We start from the raw sequence: 18,326 nt of genomic DNA on the forward strand, positions 1-18,326 counted from the left end.
ATGAGAGGCGAACTCCCATGTTTTCCAGAGGCAAACGCGCGTCCGTGCAACCGACCGCATCCGGCCGCCGCGCGGCCGTCGTCGGCTCCGGCCCGAACGGGTTGACCGCAGCGGCGGTACTCGCCAAGGCAGGCTGGCAGATCGACATCTACGAGAAATCGGATGCACCGGGTGGTGCCGCCCGTTCGCGAGACACGCTCGGCCCCGGCACGATCGTGGACCTCGGCGCCGCCGGGCATCCCTTTGGCGTCGCGAGCCCCATCTTCCGCGAGCTCGAACTCGAGCAGCACGGCCTCGAATGGCTCCACTCCGAGTACCCTCTCGCGCATCCGCTCGGGGATCGCCCCGCGGCCGTGCTGCACCGCGATCTCGACGCGACCGCCGCCGAACTCGGCCCGGACGCCACCGCGTGGCGGCGCATCCACCGACCGGTCACGGCCAACGTCGACGCGCAGCTCGAGAACCTGCTCGGCCCGCTGCTGAGGTTCCCGAAGCATCCGCTGCGGCTCGCTGCCTTCGCACCCTCGGCGCTGCCCTCCGCGAGCGCGCTCACGCGCCTCGCGTTCAAGAATCCCGCGGCCCGCGCGCTGTTTTTGGGCTCCGCCGCGCACGTGATCGCGCCGCTCGACCAGCCGTTCACGGGCGCGTTCGGCACACTGTTTGGCGGTCTCGGGCAGACCGGCGGCTGGCCCGTGCCCCGCGGCGGCACGCAGGCGATCGTGGATGCGCTGATCAGCGTGATCGAGTCCGCTGGCGGGCGCATCCACACCGACGCGGAAGTCACCGACCTGCGCGCGCTGCCCGAGGTCGACGCGACGCTGCTGAACCTCACCCCGCGGCAGGTGCTTCGGCTTGAGGGCCCGCAGATCGACGCGCTCTCGCGACGGATGCGCCACAGCCTCGGGCACTGGCGCTACGGCGTGGGTGCGCACAAGGTCGACTATCTGCTGAGCGGGCCGGTGCCGTGGGCGGATGCTCGGGTCGGTCAGGCGACGACCGTGCACGTCGCCGGCTCGGCAGGCCAGCTCCAGCGCGCGGAGTCGCTCGCGGCGAATGGGCTCATGCCCGAGAAGCCCTTCGTGATGGTCGGCCAGCAGCAGGTCGCCGACCCGTCGCGCGCATCCGGCCCGGCGGCTGGCTACACCGTGATCTGGACGTACGCGCACGTGCCGCACGGCTACGAGGAGCAGTACCCGGGCGAGGTCGCCGAGCGAATCGAGACGCAGATCGAGCGGTTCGCGCCCGGCTTTCGCGATCTCATCGTGTTCCGGAACGAGACCTCGCCAGCGCAGCTCGAGGCTTGGAACCCGAACCTGATCGGTGGGGACGTCGCGGGCGGCGCAATGACCGGGATGCAGGCGATCTTCCGGCCCGGGTTCACGTTGGATCCGTATCGGCTCGTCGGGGAGGATGCGCCTGGCCGCCACGACGCTCGCGTTGCGTCTGCGCCTGCGGAGCAAGCGGGTGGTCGCCTCTATCTCTGCTCGGCGTCAACTCCGCCGGGCGCAGGCGTCCACGGGATGCCCGGCGCTTGGGCAGCGCGCGCCGCGCTTGCCGACTTCCCTTCCCTCGTCGGCACTTCAGAGCGTCACCCGCACTGAGGTTGGTCACAACCCGGGATTATCAGTCCGAAAACCCCAGTTCGTGACCAGCCTTCGCACGCAAACCCCAAAACGTGACCAGCCTTCGCACGCAAACCCCAGTTCGTGACCAGCCTTCGCACGCAAACCCCAGTTCGTGACCAGCCTTCGCACGCAAACCCCGAAACGTGACCAACCTTCCGCAACCAGCAAGGAGCGCAAGCCATGCCGAACCAACAGCCAAGACCGCCGAGCCCGAGGAGGGCATCCTGCCCCACATCGGTGCGCGGCCATCGCGCGCCAATCCGGAAACGTGATCTCTGGGCGCTGGCGGGGTACGCATCCCTCGCTGCGACGCTGCTCACGCCGCTGCGGCACTACGTCGGGGATCTCAAGAAGGTCGATGAGGCGAAGCTCGACGAGGACTCGTTCCCGCTGTCGACGTATCCGATGTTCTCGGCCGATCGGAAGGGCCGCATCGTGGTCCCGCACGTCGTCGGCTTCACCGCGACCGGCGAACGTGTCGTGCCGCACTATAGCCACTTCGGTGCGGGCGGCCTCAACCAGGTGCGCAAGCAGATCGCGCGCGGGGTTCGTCAGGGCAAGGCCATCGAGATTGCGCAGCAGTATGCGGGGTCGATTGCGCGGCAGCAGCGCCGGGCTAATGCATCCTCGAACCCGGAGGTCAACGCGCGGCGCGAGCGCGAGGCCGATATCGTCACGGTCGCCGTCGTCCGTTCGCGCTTCGTCTTCAACAACTACTTTGCGGGCGCCACGCATCCGGCAGCCGAGGTCATCCACGCCGAATGCCCGATCGGGGGAACTGCCTTCGCGCATCCACCAGCCAAACTGCCAAAGCACGAACGGCCCAACCCTGCCATGAAGGAGGCCCGTCGATGAACAAGTTCCTCAGCCTCATCACGGGCAAGCCGAACCAGCCGACCGGGGCGCCGCTCGAACGCATCATGGACACGCTTCGCCCTGCCGCAACGCCACTGCGCCCGGCCGTGCTCCGGCTCGGCGTCGGCTCGTTTGGCGCCGTGCACCAGTTCCGCCGTCGCGAGATGATGCACACGCTCCACCGACAGGACCCGTCTCGCTTCGCCCCAATTGGCGTCGCCCGAATCTTGAAGCGGCCGCTGCCGCCTGCCCTCGCGGACGCGCTGTTCAGCGCCGCGCAGGTCACGAACGTGCTCACGACGCTCGGCATCGCGCATCGTGTCACCGGACCGCTCAACGCCGCGCTGCAGTTGTGGACGATGACGTACCGCAACTCGTGGGGCATGATCTTCCACAACGACAACGGCCTCGTGCTGCACCAGGCCGTGCTCGGCCTCAGTCGCTCGGCCGACGCCCTCTCGGTGGATGCGCTGGTCACGCACCTGCGCACCGGCGCCGCCCACGGTGAAACACTCTGGCAGGGGCTCGCACCGCAGCGGTTCGACCGCGCCTACGGCGGCATCGCGACGGCGATGAACATCGGCACGATCGCGATCTACTTCATCTCGGGCATTGCGAAGATCCGCAGCCCGAAGGGTTGGGCGTGGGCGAGCGGCGACACGCTTCGCGAGCAGATTGCCGCGGATGCGGTGCGCAAGGAGGTCTTCGGGACGCCGGCGCCCAAGGCCGCCGCGGCGCTCTACAACAGCAAGGCGCAGTTCGGCGTGCTCGCGGTGGGGACGCTGGTCGTTGAACTCGGGGCGCCGCTGTCGCTGATCGATCGTCGGCTCGGGCAGCTGTTCGCACTCGCCGCCTGGGGGATGCACGTGGGGATTCAAGTCGTGATGGGGATCAAGTTCAAGTACAACACTTCGGGCGTCTCATACCTCCCGTACTTCCCGGTGGGACGGCAGCTCAGCGCGTAGCGCGTTCACCGAAAATTCATCAGCAAATTCAAGAACCCCCAATCGTTTTCACCAGGATTTTTTAGACTCTTATGCGCTCATGAGAAGGGTCTAATCTGTGCCTCATTCGTGTCTCATGTCGCGACGATTTACTCATGGAAGTTCTTCCGAAAGACGAATTCCAGCTTGTGAAAGGCCCACTCATGACCACCGTGTTCCCGAACGCCTCGACGGCCAACCAGAATTCGCAGACCACCGACGGCGCCACGAATCGCTCCGCTGGAATCAGCACGGCCCCGATCCCCATCATCGTCCGCACCGAGCTGCCGAAGCGCATCCAGGCCGCGTACACGACCCGGTTCGTCGACGAGGCCATCCGCCGCGACCCTGAAGAGTTCCACCTCCTCAGCGGCCCCGGCCTGCATCCTCGTTCTGGGGACGTCGTTGTCGCTCGCGTCACGAACGTGGGCAACCACAAGCGCATCGAGACGCCCACCTCCCGCAAGGCGATCCTCTTCGAAGGTGCGCTGGTGATGGTCGCGTACGGCAACCGCTACGCCGCCGACCAGTTTCTCGCGTACGTCCCCGACTCCCTTGCGACCACGAGCCTGGTCGCCGCGGGTGGCCTCGCGGGCGAGGTCGTCGCAGCGCACACGCGCGTCAGCGAGCCGACTGAGATCGAGCCGCTCGGCCTCCTCGCGAACCACTCTGGCGTCGTTAACCTCAACGACTTCGCACCGTTCGAGAACCTCCCCGTCACCGAGTCGCGCGAGAGGCGCGAGCGCCCCGAGGTGATCGGCGTCCTCGGCACCTCGATGAACTCTGGCAAGTCGACCGTGATGGCAAACCTCATCAACGGCCTCGCGAAGTCCGGCCGCACCGTCACCGCCGGCAAGATCACCGGCACTGGCGCGGGGAACGACCCAATGATTTATCACGACGCTGGCGCCGCGAAGGTGCTCGACTTCACCGACTTCGGCTACCCGACGACGTTCCAGCTCGACATGCAGGAGATCCTCGCGCTCACGATTAACCTCGTCGAGCACCTCACGGAGCCCGACACGGATGTGGTGGTGGTCGAGATCGCGGACGGCATCTTCCAGGATGAGACCGCAAAGCTGCTGCGCGACCCGATCTTCCACAACACGATCGACCAGGTGCTGTTCGCCGCAACCGATGCGCTCGGCGCGCGTGCCGGCGTGCACGAGCTGTGCGACGTGGGCCTGAAAGTCGCGGCGGCCTCGGGCGTGCTGACGTCATCGCCGCTGGCCACGCGCGAGGCGAATGATGTGCTCGCGAAGTTCGAGACCCCGGTGCTCGGCACCTTCGACCTCAGCCTCCCCGAGGTGGCCGAGTCGCTACTGCTGCGGAAATAATTGCCGCGCTGAGGACGCACGAGGGCCCGAAGGGTGAACGAATTTGACCACGGAGACCGCCACGATGCGTCCTAACGACGCACAGGATGCAACCGGCGACGCTGAGCGCCCGTCACGACGACCAGGGGCTCGGGCTCGCGGTTCGAATGGCTCCTCGCGGAAGTGGAGCGCCGACGCGCAAACCACCAAGATGCCGCCGGTGTGGCGCGGCAAGCGCCGCTGGTTGATGGTCGTGCTCGTCGTGCTCGGTGTGGCGCAGGCCGCGCTCGCGCTTGTCATGGCATTCAGCGTGGATGCGCTGCTCAGCACCGCCGAGACGGTCGCGACCTCGACGGGCTCGGCCGGCGCGACGGGCTCGGCCGGCGCGCCGGACGCTGCGAGCGCGACCGCCAGCATCCCGTGGGTGGGCATGTCCATACTCGTCGGCGCCGTCCTCGGCATCGGCCTCGCGCGCTGGCTCGAGCGCATCGTCGCGGAGCGACTGGGGCAGGACTACGTGTACGAGCAGCGCCGCCGCCTCATCGCCTCGGCCCTCGGGGAAGTCGGGAACCGCTCGCTGGGCGTAATCGTGACCCGCGCATCCAACGACCTCACCGCCGTGCGCAACTGGATCGCGCAGGGCATCGTGCCGCTCGCGACCGCGCTGCCGCTCATCCTGACGGTCATTATCGTGCTCGCGATCACGAACTGGCCCGTCGCGCTCGCGATCGCGTTGCCGCTCGGGATCATGGCGCTTCTGATGCCGTTCCTCGCGCGCTCGGCGCACACCCGCGCGCGAACCCTCCGCCGGTACCGCGGCAAGATGTCGGGCCACATCGCCGATACCGTACGAGCTGGCGAGTCAATTCGCGTCGCAGGCGCGACGCAGCGCGAGCTCAATGCGGTCGACCGCAACTCGGCCAAGGTGGTGGATGCTGCGGTCGCCCGCGCGCGCGTCACCGGTTTTGTGCGTTCGCTCACCGTCACTGCGGCGTCGCTCTGCACCGTTGCGGTGGTGTTTCTTGCTCTCGTCGGGGTCATCGATGTCGCCGATGTCGCCTCGATCATGGTGCTGCTGGGCGTGATGTCGACGCCGCTTGGCGATCTCGGCCGCGTCGTCGAGTATCGCCAGAACTATCGAGCCGCCCGGCGCATCCTGGCCCCGATGCTTGAGGCCGCGCAGGATCTCAAGCGGCAGGAGCGTCGCCGCGAGCGCAACTGGAAGTCCGTCGCGCAGGAGCCCGTGCCGGGACATCGCGGGCTCACCGTCGAGGGGCTCGAGGCGAGCGGCGTCGAGCTGCCCCCGCTCGAGGCCAAGCCGGGTGAGCGCATCCTGCTCGAGTCGGCGCATCCGGCGCATACCCGCGCCGTGGTGCGAAATCTGCTCGGTGCAACGGCCGAGGCTGACGACGAAGGTGTATCGGATGCAGGTGATGGGATTGAGCGGGACGGTGCTGACGCGGCCCGCCGAGACCAATTCGGCGACAGCGACCCGAAGGCCGCCCCGCGAGAGTCCCGCCCCCGCGAGCCGCGCATCCTGATCGGTGGGCTCGACTACACCCGCGCGCCGATGAAGGAGGGCCGCGAACTCGTCGGCTTCGCGTCCTCGCAGCTGCCGCTCGAGCGTGGATCGGTGCGGCGTCTCGTGTCCTATCGCAAGCCCGACGCCCTCGACGGGGAGCTGCGCTGGGTGCTGGGCCGAGTCGGGCTGGGCCCGTTGCTCGAGCGCGAGCCGAAGGGCATGAAGACCAAGCTCAAGAACGACGGCGTGCCCTGGAATACCGCGGATGTCACGCGGCTGAAAGTGGCCCGCGCCGTGGTCGGGACTCCCCCGCTGCTCGTACTCGAGGGGGTGGATGCGTCGCTCGACGCTACCGGGGTCGAGATGCTTCGCGAGCTGCTCGCGACATACCCCGGCGTCGTGTTGTTCACCTCGCACCAGCCGGATGCGTTGGTCGCGTCCTATCGCACGTGGCAGCTCGACGGCGAGGACGACGAGGCGCGTGATCGCACCGCGCGGATGATTGACCGAGGTTCGAACGAGCTGCTGGACGCCGACGAGGACGAAGAGTAGCGGCGGGACGGTTTTCGCTTCGCTGCGCTCCGGGCTCCGGGCTCCGGGCTCCGGGCTCCGGGCTCCGGGCAAGATTGGGCACGAATCGGGGTTACTGAGCGCACGGCGCCCGCGCCCCGAGCAAGATTGGGCACGAATCGGGGTTTTGGAACCTCAAAAGCCCGTCCAGTGACCAGCCTTCGTTGGCAAACCACATTCAGTGACCAATCTTTGGGGCGGCCTTCCGCGACCACAACGCAAACACGTCGACGGATGCACTCCGAGCGACGCCGAGTGCAACGAGCGACCGACCTATCGAGACCACAACGCAAACCCGTCGATGGATGCACTCCGGGCGGCGCCGACGACATCGAGCGACCGACCTCCCGCGACCACAACGCAAACCCGTCGACGGATGCACTCCGAGCGACGCCGAGTGCAACGAGCGACCGACCTACCGAGACCACAACGCAAACCCGTCGATGGATGCACTGGGAGCGGCCACGACGACATCGAGCGACCGATCTACGGGACGGGCTCGAGCCCTACCGCTCCCCCGCGGGCACGTAGTCCTTCTCCTCGACGAGGCGGTAGCCGACGCCGCGCACCGTCGCGAAACGCGACGCGCCGAGCTTGTTTCGCAAGTACCGCACGTACACATCCACGACGTTCGACGCCGTGTCGTAGTCGAAACCCCACACGTTACGCAGCAGCTGCTCGCGGGTCAGCGCCTGGCCCGGATACCGCAGGAACATCTCGGCGAGGTCGAACTCTCGAGAGGACAGCTCGACAGTTCGTTTGCCGATCGTCACGAGATGCCGCACCGGATCAAGCGTCAAGTCAGCATGAGTTAGCAACTCGTGCCCCGCATCCGCCGCAGCCTCGGCCTCCTTGGCCGCGTCCTTCATCCGTAGCCGCACGCGTGCAACCAGCTCCGGGAACCGGAACGGCTTCGGCACGTAATCGTTCGCACCACCAGTAAGTCCCGCGACCGTATCGGCACCAGACGTCCGCGCGGTCAGGATGATCACCGGCAGGTCCTCGTCCACCATACGAATCTTTCTCAGCACCTCGAAGCCGTCAATGTCGGGCAGTCCGAGGTCGAGAATGACGAGCTCGAACCCGCCCGATAACGCAAGCCCGAGTCCCTCGGCGCCCGTCGCCGCGGCCTGCGACGTGAATCCCTCCGCGGCAAGCCCCTTCGACACGAAGTCGCTGATGCGCGTCTCGTCCTCAATGATCAGAATCTGCGGCACGGTGTTCCCCTCACGCTTCCGCCAGCGGAAAGCTCATCGTAAAGGTCGAACCGAAACCGAGCGTTGAGTCAACCGCCACCGAGCCGCCGTGCGCACGCACGATCTCGGTGACGATGTTGAGCCCGAGCCCCGACCCCTCGGCGCGGGTCGAGTTTCCGCCTCGGCCGAAGCGCTCGAAGATGCGCGCACGGTCCTCTTCCGCGATCCCGATGCCGTTGTCGTGAATCCACAGTTCGAGCAGCGGCCCACGCGCCTTCGACTTCCGCACTCGTGACCCGAGCACGATCTTGCTCCCCGCATCCGAATACTTCACCGCGTTGTTCGCGAGCTGCAGCCACGCCTGCGTAATGCGCTGCGAATCGAGGTCGTGTACGACCTGCGCCGTCCCCGCGATCGTCCACTCGCGATCGCCGAGGTGCGTGGCCTTCTCGAGCACCTCCCGAGTGAGCGCGTCAATGTCAGTCGGGGCGGTCTTCACGAAGTCTGGCCGACCGGCCTTCGCGAGGGTCATGAGGTCCTCGACGAGGCGGTTCACGCGATCGAGCTCGTCGAGCGAGATCTCCCGCACCTGTTCGACGTCGGCCGCATCCTTCGCATTCATCAGCTCGAGATTGCCCTGCACGATCGTGATCGGCGTGCGCAGTTCATGCCCGACGTCATCGAGGAGCTGACGCTGCGACCGGAACGCCGCCTGGATGCGGTCGAGCATCTCGTTGAACGTCCGCGAGATGTCAGCGATGTCGTCCTCGCTCGTGACGGGCACGCGCCGGTCGAGGTGCTCATCCGAGATCTGTGAGGCCGTCGCCTGAAGTTGCCGCAGTGGCGCGAGCTGCCGGCCGATCATGACCGAGCCGATGAGCGCCACGATCGCGATCACGCCGAGCCCCGTGAGCGTATAGGTCACGAAAATCGAGTCGAGCTCCGCGAGCGCGGTCGAGTAGTTCGTCGCGAACACGATCAGGCTCGGCGCGGGATCGCCCTCCAGGATGACCGGGATGAGCGCCGCGCGATACGTCGCCTCCGAAGTGTTAAACGTCTGGATCAGCACATCCTGCTGGAAGTCCTCGGGCTCGACGTACTCCATGAGCTGCGCGACGAGCTGCCCGTCGTCCTCGAGCCGCAGCGGCACGATCTCATTCGCACGGAACGTGATGCCGTGGCTGTTCAGCCCGAGCATCGACTCGTGCGCGCCGGGCCAGTGGCGAATCATCGCCGTGAACACGACGCCGTCCGACTCGGTGAAGGGCTCCCCGGTCCGCGGGTCGACACCTTCGGTCGCGAGGATGCGCACCTCTTCTACCGAGCCCCGAAGCGAGGTATCGATGCGATTCTGAATCGCCGATCGCTGCAAAAGGTAGGAAACGAGCCCCGACACCGCGACGGCGAACAGGGCGAGGACGACCAGCGTGATGACGATCCGGTTGCGAACCGCGAGACTGCGCCAGCGGGGCCGGATGCGCGATCGTCGACTTGGCGGCGCGGAAGTCACCGCGCCCGCTTAATCGTCGTCGTCATCCCACTCATCGTCGTCCCACTCGTCATCATCCCATTCGTCGTCGTCCCACTCATCATCATCATCGTCGTCGTAGGAGCCGCCACCAGAACCACCAGAACCACCGCCCGACCCACCGGAACCGCCAGAACCGCCAGAACCGCCGCTCGATCCCCCACCACCGGGCGCGGGCTGAGGCGCAGGCACCTGCACGCCCGACCCACCGCCCGGAACAGGGTCGCGATCCGGGGTTCCACCGGAGCCCGCGCCGCCACCGGCGGTCGGCGTTGGCGTCGGCGTGGCCGAGGTCGTCGGAATCGGCGAGGATGGCGTTTCGGGTCCCGTCGGTGACTCGTGCGGCGACCCGGTGGATGCGCCGGCCGATTCGGTCGGGGTCACGAGCGGCCCGAGGTTGACCGAGTCGGAGGACGCGTTAGACAGGCTCGTGCCGAGTACGATGACGAGCACACAGGTCGCGAGCAGGGCCGCCACGAGGGTGGCAGTACGCCCAGAGAGTGCCGTGAATCGTTCCTTCATGCATCCCAGTCTGCCGAACAAGAATGAGGCACGGATGAGACGGAGCCGGCCACAGATGAGCGTGAGATGAGAGGCCGCGCGAGCTGCGCATCCAACTCGATATCGCCTCGTAACGAAGGAGCCCTTCGCCTTGCCCCATACGTTTGTGCGGAGGAAAATGGACTTACGTTCAAACGATGTCGTTTGAACTGCAAAGAGGGACCGGTGATCTCACCATGGCTACATTTCGAACCCTTGCGATTGCACTTCTCGGCGCGGCAGCGCTCGCGCTGAGCGGTTGTTCCGGCGGCACGACACCAGCGGATACCGGGCCGACGGACACGGCACCGGCGGAGGCTCCGCCCGACACCGGCCCCGTCGGGACCGGACCATCGGACATCGGCGCTCCGGACGCATCCACGCCAGGCGACACCTCGGGCGACAGCTCGAGCAACGGCGACACAGACGGGCAGCCTCCCGCATCCAACGGCGAACTGCCCGCGGGGTACGAGGATGCGGTGATCCTCGCGGTCAATGACCTCACGATCACATGTGAAGACTGGTGCGTCTCGCCCGAGCAGGATCAGTTCGCGAAAGCCGACTGGTCGGCGGTGAGCGAAGGCGAGTCTGTCTACCGGTTCACCGTGCTTGAGGGCGAAACGCTCGACCTGACCGTCATCACCGAGGACAGCGAGCAGTGGCCCGCTTGGTCCGACGTGGTCTCGCAGAATCCGGCGGGACAGTACGTCGAGGTGATGCCGCTCAACATGGATGCGGACCACGCGACGTGCTCCGGCGGCACGTGTGAGCCGGCGGGCGAGAGGTACACGGCCGAGGGCGTGCGGCTGCTCTATGAGGTGTCGAGCGGTGAGGCGGTGTATGCGGGGATTACTGGGACGGCATAGTGGTCGCGGGGTGGCCCCACACCGCCCCGCCACACGACTAGACTCGACGAAGGCAAAGCGGCGCCGCGCACTTAACGCGTGCCGCGCATCCGGTCGCCGTCCGCATCCGCACTTCTAGGAGCCGTCTGTTGAGCACTGAGTCCACGAGCACTGAGCCCGCAAGCACTGAGCCGTCGAGCACCCAGCACGTTCCCGACACCGTCGAAAACGCGAAGGCCACCCCCGATCTCGAGCAGCCATACGAGTCACTCGGGCTCAAGCAGAACGAGTATGAGGAGATCAAGAAGATCCTCGGCCGCCGCCCCACCTCGGGCGAGCTCGCAATGTACTCGGTGATGTGGGCCGAGCACTGCTCCTACAAGTCCTCGAAGAAGTACCTGCGCCAGTTCGGGCAGAAGACCAACGAGAAGATGCGCGAGCACCTCATGGTCGGCATGGGCGAGAACGCGGGCGTCATCGACCTCGGCAACGACTGGGCCGTGACCTTCAAGGTCGAGTCGCACAACTCCCCCAGCTACATCGAGCCGTTCCAGGGCGCCGCGACCGGCGTCGGCGGCATTGTTCGCGACATCATCTCGATGGGCGCGCGCCCCGTGGCCGTCATGGACGGCCTGCGCTTCGGCGAGATCGACCACCCGGACACCGCCCGCGTGATGCACGGCGTCGTCGGCGGCATCTCGTTCTACGGCAACTGCCTCGGCCTGCCGAACATCGGCGGCGAGACCTGGTTCGACCCGATCTACCAGGGCAACCCGCTCGTCAACGCGCTCGCCGTGGGCGTGCTCAAGCACGAAGACCTGCACCTCGCGAACGCGCGCGGCGCCGGTAACAAGGTCGTGCTCTTCGGCGCCCGCACCGGTGGCGACGGCATTGGTGGCGCATCCGTGCTGTCTTCGGCCAGCTTCACCGAGGGTGGCCCGACGAAGCGCCCCGCCGTGCAGGTTGGCGACCCGTTCGCCGAGAAGGTGCTCATCGAGTGCTGCCTCGAGCTGTTCGCAAACGACGTGGTCGAGGGCATCCAGGACCTCGGCGCCGCCGGCATCTCCTGCGCGACGAGCGAGCTCGCCGCCGCAGGTGACGGCGGGATGCACATCTCGCTCGACGACGTTTTGTTGCGCGACCCGACCCTCACCGCCGAAGAGATTCTGATGTCGGAATCGCAGGAGCGCATGATGGCGATCGTGCGCCCCGAGAAGCTCGACGACTTCCTCGCCATCACCGGCAAGTGGGAGGTCGAGGCGAGCGTGCTCGGCGAGGTCAACGACTCCGGCCGCCTCACGATCGACTGGAAGGGCGTGCGCATCGTCGACGTCGACCCGGTCACCGTCGCCGAGGACACCCCCGAGTATGACCGCCCCGTGGCGCGCCCCGCATACCTGGACGAGCTTCAGGCGAACCGCGCCGAGGACCTGCCTCGCGCATCCTCAGGCGAGGAGCTGCGCGCGCAGTTCCTAAAGCTGCTCGGCGACCCGAACGCCGCCGACCCGGCCTGGATCACCGACCAGTACGACCGCTACGTGCTCGGCAACACCGCGTTCGCGTACCCCGAGAATGCGGGCGTCGTGCGCGTCGATGAAGAGACCGGCATGGGCGTCGCGCTGTCGATGGATGCGAATGGTCGCTACTCGCAGCTCGACCCACGTACCGGCGCGCGGCTGGCCTTGGCCGAGTCGTTTAGGAACGTCGCCGCGACCGGTGCCGAGCCGATGGCAGTGTCGGACTGCCTCAACTTCGGTTCGCCCGAGGACCCCGAGGTGATGTGGCAGTTCAAGGAGGCCGTTGAAGGCCTCGCGGATGGCTGCCTCGAGCTGTCGATCCCGGTCACCGGCGGCAACGTCTCGCTCTACAACCAGACCGGCGACAACCCGATCTTCCCGACCCCGACCGTGGCCGTGCTCGGCAAGTTCGACGACGTCGACCGCCGCGTGCCCTCAGCCTGGCAGGAAGAGGGCAACAACATCTATCTCCTCGGCGTCACCCGCGAAGAGCTCTCGGGCTCGATCTGGGCGGATGCGGTGCATGGTCACCTCGGCGGTCTGCCGCCGCAGGTCGACTTCGCCGTTGAGGCCGAGCTCGCCGACCTGCTGCAGGGCGCGTCGAAGCAGGGGCTGCTCGACTCGGCGCACGACCTCGCCGAGGGCGGGTTGGCGTTGGCGTTGGCCGAGTGCGTCACCCGTTGGGGCGTCGGCGCGCGGATCGTGCTGGATGAATTGCTCACTCGCGACGGCGTGGATGCGACCACTGCCCTGTTCTCGGAGTCGACCGGCCGCGTGCTCGTGTCGGTACCGCGTGAGGACGACGTGAAGTTTGGGTTCATGTGCGAGGCACGGGGCTTCCCCGTGCTGCGCATCGGCGTCTCCGACGGTGTCGGCGAGGATGCGGTGCTTGAGGTGCAGGGTCAGTTCACGGTTCCTGTGGCTGAGCTGGCTGCGGTGCGCTCGGCGACGCTGCCTTCGCGGTTTGGCGAGCGGGTAGCGGAGTAGTTCTGCAGATCCTTGAGTAGCGGCCGGAAGCCGCGTATCGAAAGGATCGACGGGAATGGTGAAACGGCGATACTGTTGGGTGTCGTATCGCCGTTTCATTTCCTGCCTGCGCGAGGGATGAAAGGGTCTGGGCGATCGCGTGTCCGAAATCTACACAGCAGCCCAGCTTCACCGCGTTGAAGACTTCAGGCGACGAAGCTTCCGAGAGCTAATCAACCTTCAGCAGTTACGCCTCCTGACGCTCCTCCTCCAACGCCCCAAACCGATCCGCATCCTGCGCACCGCCACCCAGCGCATCCTCGAGGTCGCGCGGGCGCAGCACCGGACGACGCGGGGTCGTGTTGAGCACGAGCTGCGTGGCGTCGGCGCGGGCGTAGTGCCCGGCCGGGTCGAGCGTGTTCTTCGCACTGTCGATCGCGGCGAGGTCAATATCCGCGTAGACGATGCCCTCTTCGGTCGGATCGAGCGCCTCGGTCAACACGGTCGTGTCGGGGCCGTAGACGCGCGCGAATCCGCCACCACCGGTGTAGACCGGGGTCGGTCCACCGTCGGCGGTCGGGAATACCCGGGCGCCCTCGTCGCTCATGATCTGCGTCGACATCACGACGAACGCGCTGCTCTCGAGCGCGTAGGTGAGGGTCGTCGCAATCAGCGCCTCGGGGCTCAGCACCGGCACCATGCCGAGGATGCCGAGGCACGGCCAACCGGCGACGTGAATCTGCTCATTCTGCGCATACATCGCGTACTTCGTAAGCGGCTGGAGGTGCTCGAAGCAGTTGAGCGCCCCAAGACGGCCGACCGGGCTGTCGACGACAACGAGGTCGCTGCCGTCACCCTCGCCGAAGAGCGTGCGCTCGGCGTGCGTCGGCTTGAGCTTGCGGCGGTGCTTTAGCACTTCCCCCTCGGGGCCGATCAGCATCTGCGACATGTAGAGCGAGCCCGCATCCTTCTCGCTGAAGCCGACGACGACGGTGATGTTGTTGCGGCGCGCGGCCTCGCGGATGCGGCGCATCTCGGGACCATCGGCGGTGGGCGAGTTCGCGTGATAGCGCGCGACCCACGGGCCCTGCTCGTACACGGGGTACGACCACAGGAACACGGGGTAGCCCGGAATCCAGGTCTCGGGGAACGCGACGAGGTCAGCGCCTGCAGCCCCGGCCTCGTCGATCAGGCGGATGGTTTTTTCGGTGGTCGCTTCCATGTCGAGCCATACGGGCTCTGCCTGAACTGCGGCTACGCGGATCGTGTCGGACACGGCTCACTCCTCGTCGTTGATGGGTGTTGAGTGCATTCACCATACGAAGATCGCATCTGCCGCGCGTTGACATTTTCTGCACACCCGGAAGCATTTTCTGCGGCGCTCGTTAAACTGACTAAAGCGCACCGTGCGGCGACGCAGCCAGCACGTCTGAGGAGGGATGCGCACGTGACGGTCTCGATTTCACACGACATTGATGCTTGGCGCGAGGTGTCGACGGCGCACTTCGTGCAGCTTGACTGTCAGACGGCAGCTAGCGACTTCACCGCGACCATCGATACCCAACCGCTGTCGACGAGCATGTCGGTCTCGCGCATCCAATCGGGGCCAGTTCGGATCGACCGAACCGCGCGGATGGCGACGGTGGATGCGCGCGATGACCTCCTGATGACCGTGCAGCTCGCGGGGGTTGGCACGGTCTCGCAGTTCAACCGCACCGCGGTTCTACAACCGGGCTCCGCATCCCTCTACGACCCGCGGCACGCGTATCGACTCTCGATGCCGCGAGGCGGGCAAGACCTGCTTGTGCTGCGCATCCCTCGCTCGAGTTTGGGGATGACAGACACCGCGATCGAGCACCTCGGCGCACGGCCTCTTACCCGAACGGCACCGGGCATGGCCGCGTTCGGTGGCTTTCTCGCGGGGATGCTGAGCCCCGGCGGCAGCCTCGACGGCGTCCGACCCGAATTTGCGGTGGTCACGGAGCAGCTCCTCGCGACGGTCATCCGCGCCTCGCTCGTGGATGCGCCAATCGCCAGAGCCGAGGCCGATCCCGGCGCGTTGTTGGCGGCATTACGGGCGCGTATCGCTTCCCGAGCCCTTGACCCAACATTCGACGTAACGGCGCTCGCCCGGGACAGCTTTGTTTCGGTCCGTACCGTGCACGCCGCCTTTGAGGCCGTTGGCGAGACGCCCGGCGCCTTCATCCGCGCCACCCGCCTGCGGCACGCCGCGTCAGAGCTGCGGGATGCGACGCTGTGGAACGTACCCGTGCACGTGATCGGCGAGCGCGCCGGGTTCCGCGACGCGAGCACATTCACGCGCGCGTTCCGGAAGCACTTCGGTGTGACGCCCGGCGATTGGCGCCATGACGCCTCGATTCGCGAGATCGCGCGCTAGTTCGCGCCGCAAACCAGCGCGGACGCCTGGCTCAGCACTCGCAGTAGAAGTTCGCCGCGTAGCCAGGGCTCGTCGCCGTGACGAGCCGCACGAGATCGATGCCGAGGTACGGGTTCTTCGCCTCGACGCGGATGATCGAATAGCTGTATTCGAGCCGCAGCTTCGTCTTCGTGCCCGGTACCTCAACCGCGGTCGTTGCCTCGCCGAGGTCGGCCACACGAATGCTCGGCCATGGTTCCCGCCAGTCCCCGACGAACTCGCGGTCGGTCACCGCGGCATCCAGGTTCGCTTGCAGGGCAGCGAGAGTTTCCGCGTCCGTTGCGGATTTCGCGTCAACAGTCACGATTGCCTCCGATCGATGAGGCCGATCGTAGCGAGCGAAGCATCGAGCCTCTTGAGCGCCAGAGCTTGTGAAGAGCCACAGCTTGTGAAGAGCCACTGCGCATCCAAACTCTCTACTTCGCTTGAACGTACTCCGCAGTTTGATACCGTGACGCCATGTCGGTTTCGGGCCTGTCGAAGAGCAATCAGAACTACCTCAAGGCCGTGTGGGTCTTGGGCGAATGGTCGAATGTGCCGGTGACCGCAACGCTCATCGCCTCGCGGGTGGGCGTTCGGCTTTCCACCGCCTCGGATGCAATCAAGAAGCTCACCGAAAAGGGCCTGCTCGAACACGCCCGGTACGGGTCGGTCAAGCTGAGCACGGAAGGTCGCGCCCACGCCGTCGAGATGGTGCGCCGCCACCGCCTCATCGAGACGTTCCTCGTCGAGGCCCTCGACTACCGCTGGGATCAGGTCCACGATGAAGCCGAGCAGCTCGAGAACGCGGTGTCTGATCTGCTGGTCGAGCGCATCGATGCTTACCTCGGCCACCCCACGCGAGACCCGCACGGTGATCCCATCCCGAGCCCGGACGGCGCGGTCGAGCGGCCGGATGCATCCCCGCTTTCGGAGGCCGAGCCGGGCGCGCGCGTCCGGGTCGAGCGAGTCTCAGACAGCGACCCCGCACTGCTCGAGTTTCTGGCCGGGCACGGGGTCGTCTTCGGCGCCGAGCTCAAGATCCGGCCGGCCGCTCCCTATTCCGACGCCGTCGAACTCGTCGCCACCGCGGACGGCGCGACGCTCTCGATCGGCAAATCAGCGGCGGATGCGGTCTGGGTTAGCGATCTCGCGTAGCGTGGCCGCGCATCCTGCCGCCTAAATACCGCCCACTTGCAGCACGATCAGCCCGAGGTTGAGCGCGATGATCGCCGCGGTGACGATCCAGCCCGCGGCCGTCGTCCACCACGCATTGACGCCCTCACCCATCACCGAATTGCGTGACGTCAGCCACACGAGCGGCACGAGCGCGAATGGAATGCCGAACGAAAGGATCACCTGGCTCCACACGAGCGCGCTGGTCGGGTCCATTCCGATCGCGAGGATGACGATGGCCGGGATGATCGTGATGAGTCTGCGAGACAGCAGCTTCATTCGGCTGCGGAACAGCCCGCCGATGATGTCGCTGCCGGCGTAGGCCCCTACCGCTGTTGATGCGATCCCGGATGCGAGCAGCGCGATCGCGAATAACCACCCCGCGGCCACGCCTAACGCGTTCTCGATCGCGGCGTGCGCACCGTCGAGCGTGTCCGTCCCCGCGACGCCGGGCAGCACGGTCGCCGCGACGAGCAACATCGCGAGGTTCACCGATCCCGCGATCCCGAGCGCGATCGTCACGTCAACGCGGGTGGCGCGGATGAGCCGCGGCAAGGAATGCGTCGTGTCGTTGGCGAAGCGGTCGCGGGCGAGCGAGGAGTGCGCGTAAATCGCGTGCGGCATGACCGTCGCGCCGAGGATGCTCGCGGCAAGCAACACCGATTCCTTGCCCTCGAAGCGTGGAACGAGCCCGCCGAGCACATCCCCCGCGGCCGGAGGCGCGAGGAACAGCCCGTAGCAAAACCCGACGACGATCACGAGAATCAGCCCGATGATCACGAACTCAAACGTCTTCGCGCCGCGCTTCGCTTGCACAAACAGCAGGATGGTCGAGATAACGCCCGTGATGATGGCGCCCGCGACGAGCGGGATGTCGAACATGATCCACAGCGCGACGGCGCCGCCGATTACTTCGGCGACGTCGGTCGCGATCGCCACGAACTGGGCTTGCAGCCCATACAGGATGCGCGTGGCGCGTCGCGTAATTCGCTTTCCCAGGAGCTCGGCCAGGCTGGAGCCGGTCGCGAGGCCGAGCTTGGCCGAGAGGTATTGGACGAGCCAGGCCGCGACGTTGGCTGCGACGAGCACCCACACGAGTAGGTAGCCGAACTGGGCGCCCGCCGACATGTTGACGGCCACGTTGCCGGGATCGAGATACGCGACCCCGGCAACGAGCGCAGGCCCGAGCAGCCACGCGGGTTTCCGTCTGACCGCCGTCGTTTCCCCGGGTATCGACTCAACTGTCTTCATGCTGCTGTCTCGTTCTACCC

The 18,326-nt window shown here is 66.7% G+C and carries 15 protein-coding genes; 9 read left to right on the forward strand and 6 right to left on the reverse strand.

Annotated elements, in window-relative coordinates; genetic code table 11:
- Positions 1–17 precede the first annotated feature (17 nt).
- The 5 genes from GMOLON4_RS10960 (at position 18) to GMOLON4_RS10980 (ending at position 6,853) form a co-directional block, all read left to right on the forward strand.
- Entirely contained in the window at positions 18–1,601 is a 1,584-nt protein-coding gene (locus GMOLON4_RS10960; RefSeq protein ID WP_051266805.1) for a phytoene desaturase family protein, read from the forward strand.
- Between the two features lie 204 nt (positions 1,602–1,805).
- On the forward strand, positions 1,806–2,480 hold the full coding sequence (locus GMOLON4_RS10965) for a hypothetical protein (RefSeq protein ID WP_265415366.1): 675 nt from the start codon (positions 1,806–1,808) through the stop codon (positions 2,478–2,480).
- Complete coding sequence (locus GMOLON4_RS10970) at positions 2,477–3,445, forward strand: hypothetical protein (protein ID WP_245575439.1); 969 nt, start codon at positions 2,477–2,479, stop codon at positions 3,443–3,445. Before GMOLON4_RS10965 ends, GMOLON4_RS10970 begins: the two co-directional genes overlap by 4 nt.
- A gap of 182 nt (positions 3,446–3,627) precedes the next feature.
- Entirely contained in the window at positions 3,628–4,800 is a 1,173-nt protein-coding gene (locus GMOLON4_RS10975; RefSeq protein WP_245575438.1) for a P-loop NTPase family protein, read from the forward strand.
- A gap of 43 nt (positions 4,801–4,843) precedes the next feature.
- Positions 4,844–6,853, forward strand: coding sequence for an ABC transporter transmembrane domain-containing protein (locus GMOLON4_RS10980; RefSeq protein ID WP_245575437.1), 2,010 nt, complete (start codon positions 4,844–4,846; stop codon positions 6,851–6,853).
- Between the two features lie 524 nt (positions 6,854–7,377).
- Here the strand turns inward: GMOLON4_RS10980 and GMOLON4_RS10985 are convergent.
- The 3 genes from GMOLON4_RS10985 to GMOLON4_RS10995 are packed head-to-tail and all read right to left on the reverse strand — an operon-like array spanning position 7,378 to position 10,117.
- Entirely contained in the window at positions 7,378–8,088 is a 711-nt protein-coding gene (locus GMOLON4_RS10985) for a response regulator transcription factor (protein WP_026936921.1), read from the reverse strand.
- A gap of 10 nt (positions 8,089–8,098) precedes the next feature.
- Entirely contained in the window at positions 8,099–9,577 is a 1,479-nt protein-coding gene (locus GMOLON4_RS10990; protein ID WP_245575436.1) for a sensor histidine kinase, read from the reverse strand.
- Positions 9,578–9,586: 9 nt separating this feature from the next.
- The gene (locus GMOLON4_RS10995) at positions 9,587–10,117 is read right to left on the reverse strand and encodes a hypothetical protein (protein ID WP_051266803.1); all 531 of its coding nucleotides are present in this window, start codon (positions 10,115–10,117) and stop codon (positions 9,587–9,589) included.
- A gap of 215 nt (positions 10,118–10,332) precedes the next feature.
- On the opposite strand from GMOLON4_RS10995, the gene GMOLON4_RS11000 reads away from it, so the two are divergent.
- Together GMOLON4_RS11000 and purL are read left to right on the forward strand one after the other, a co-directional pair.
- Complete coding sequence (locus tag GMOLON4_RS11000; RefSeq protein WP_026936918.1) at positions 10,333–11,001, forward strand: hypothetical protein; 669 nt, start codon at positions 10,333–10,335, stop codon at positions 10,999–11,001.
- 128 nt (positions 11,002–11,129) lie between these two features.
- The gene (gene purL, locus GMOLON4_RS11005) at positions 11,130–13,484 is read left to right on the forward strand and encodes a phosphoribosylformylglycinamidine synthase subunit PurL (protein ID WP_026936917.1); all 2,355 of its coding nucleotides are present in this window, start codon (positions 11,130–11,132) and stop codon (positions 13,482–13,484) included.
- Positions 13,485–13,710: 226 nt separating this feature from the next.
- Here purL and GMOLON4_RS11010 read toward each other — a convergent pair whose 3' ends face one another.
- Positions 13,711–14,739, reverse strand: coding sequence for a carbon-nitrogen hydrolase family protein (locus GMOLON4_RS11010; RefSeq protein WP_035732752.1), 1,029 nt, complete (start codon positions 14,737–14,739; stop codon positions 13,711–13,713).
- 171 nt (positions 14,740–14,910) lie between these two features.
- On the opposite strand from GMOLON4_RS11010, the gene GMOLON4_RS11015 reads away from it, so the two are divergent.
- Positions 14,911–15,861, forward strand: coding sequence for a helix-turn-helix transcriptional regulator (locus GMOLON4_RS11015; protein ID WP_026936916.1), 951 nt, complete (start codon positions 14,911–14,913; stop codon positions 15,859–15,861).
- Between the two features lie 31 nt (positions 15,862–15,892).
- Here the strand turns inward: GMOLON4_RS11015 and GMOLON4_RS11020 are convergent, their stop codons facing one another.
- Positions 15,893–16,204 carry a hypothetical protein gene (locus GMOLON4_RS11020; protein ID WP_026936915.1) on the reverse strand — a complete coding sequence of 104 codons (312 nt, stop codon included), beginning with the start codon at positions 16,202–16,204 and terminating at the stop codon, positions 15,893–15,895.
- A 155-nt stretch (positions 16,205–16,359) separates the two neighbouring features.
- On the opposite strand from GMOLON4_RS11020, the gene GMOLON4_RS11025 reads away from it, so the two are divergent.
- A complete protein-coding gene (locus GMOLON4_RS11025) occupies positions 16,360–17,037 on the forward strand; it encodes a metal-dependent transcriptional regulator (RefSeq protein ID WP_026936914.1) in 678 nt (225 codons plus the stop codon).
- Between the two features lie 21 nt (positions 17,038–17,058).
- On the opposite strand, the gene GMOLON4_RS11030 is transcribed toward GMOLON4_RS11025, so the two are convergent.
- Positions 17,059–18,306 carry an Nramp family divalent metal transporter gene (locus GMOLON4_RS11030; RefSeq protein WP_035732748.1) on the reverse strand — a complete coding sequence of 416 codons (1,248 nt, stop codon included), beginning with the start codon at positions 18,304–18,306 and terminating at the stop codon, positions 17,059–17,061.
- Between the last annotated feature and the right edge of the window lie 20 nt (positions 18,307–18,326).

The organism is Gulosibacter molinativorax, assembly GCF_003010915.2.
Lineage (GTDB): Bacteria > Actinomycetota > Actinomycetes > Actinomycetales > Microbacteriaceae > Gulosibacter > Gulosibacter molinativorax.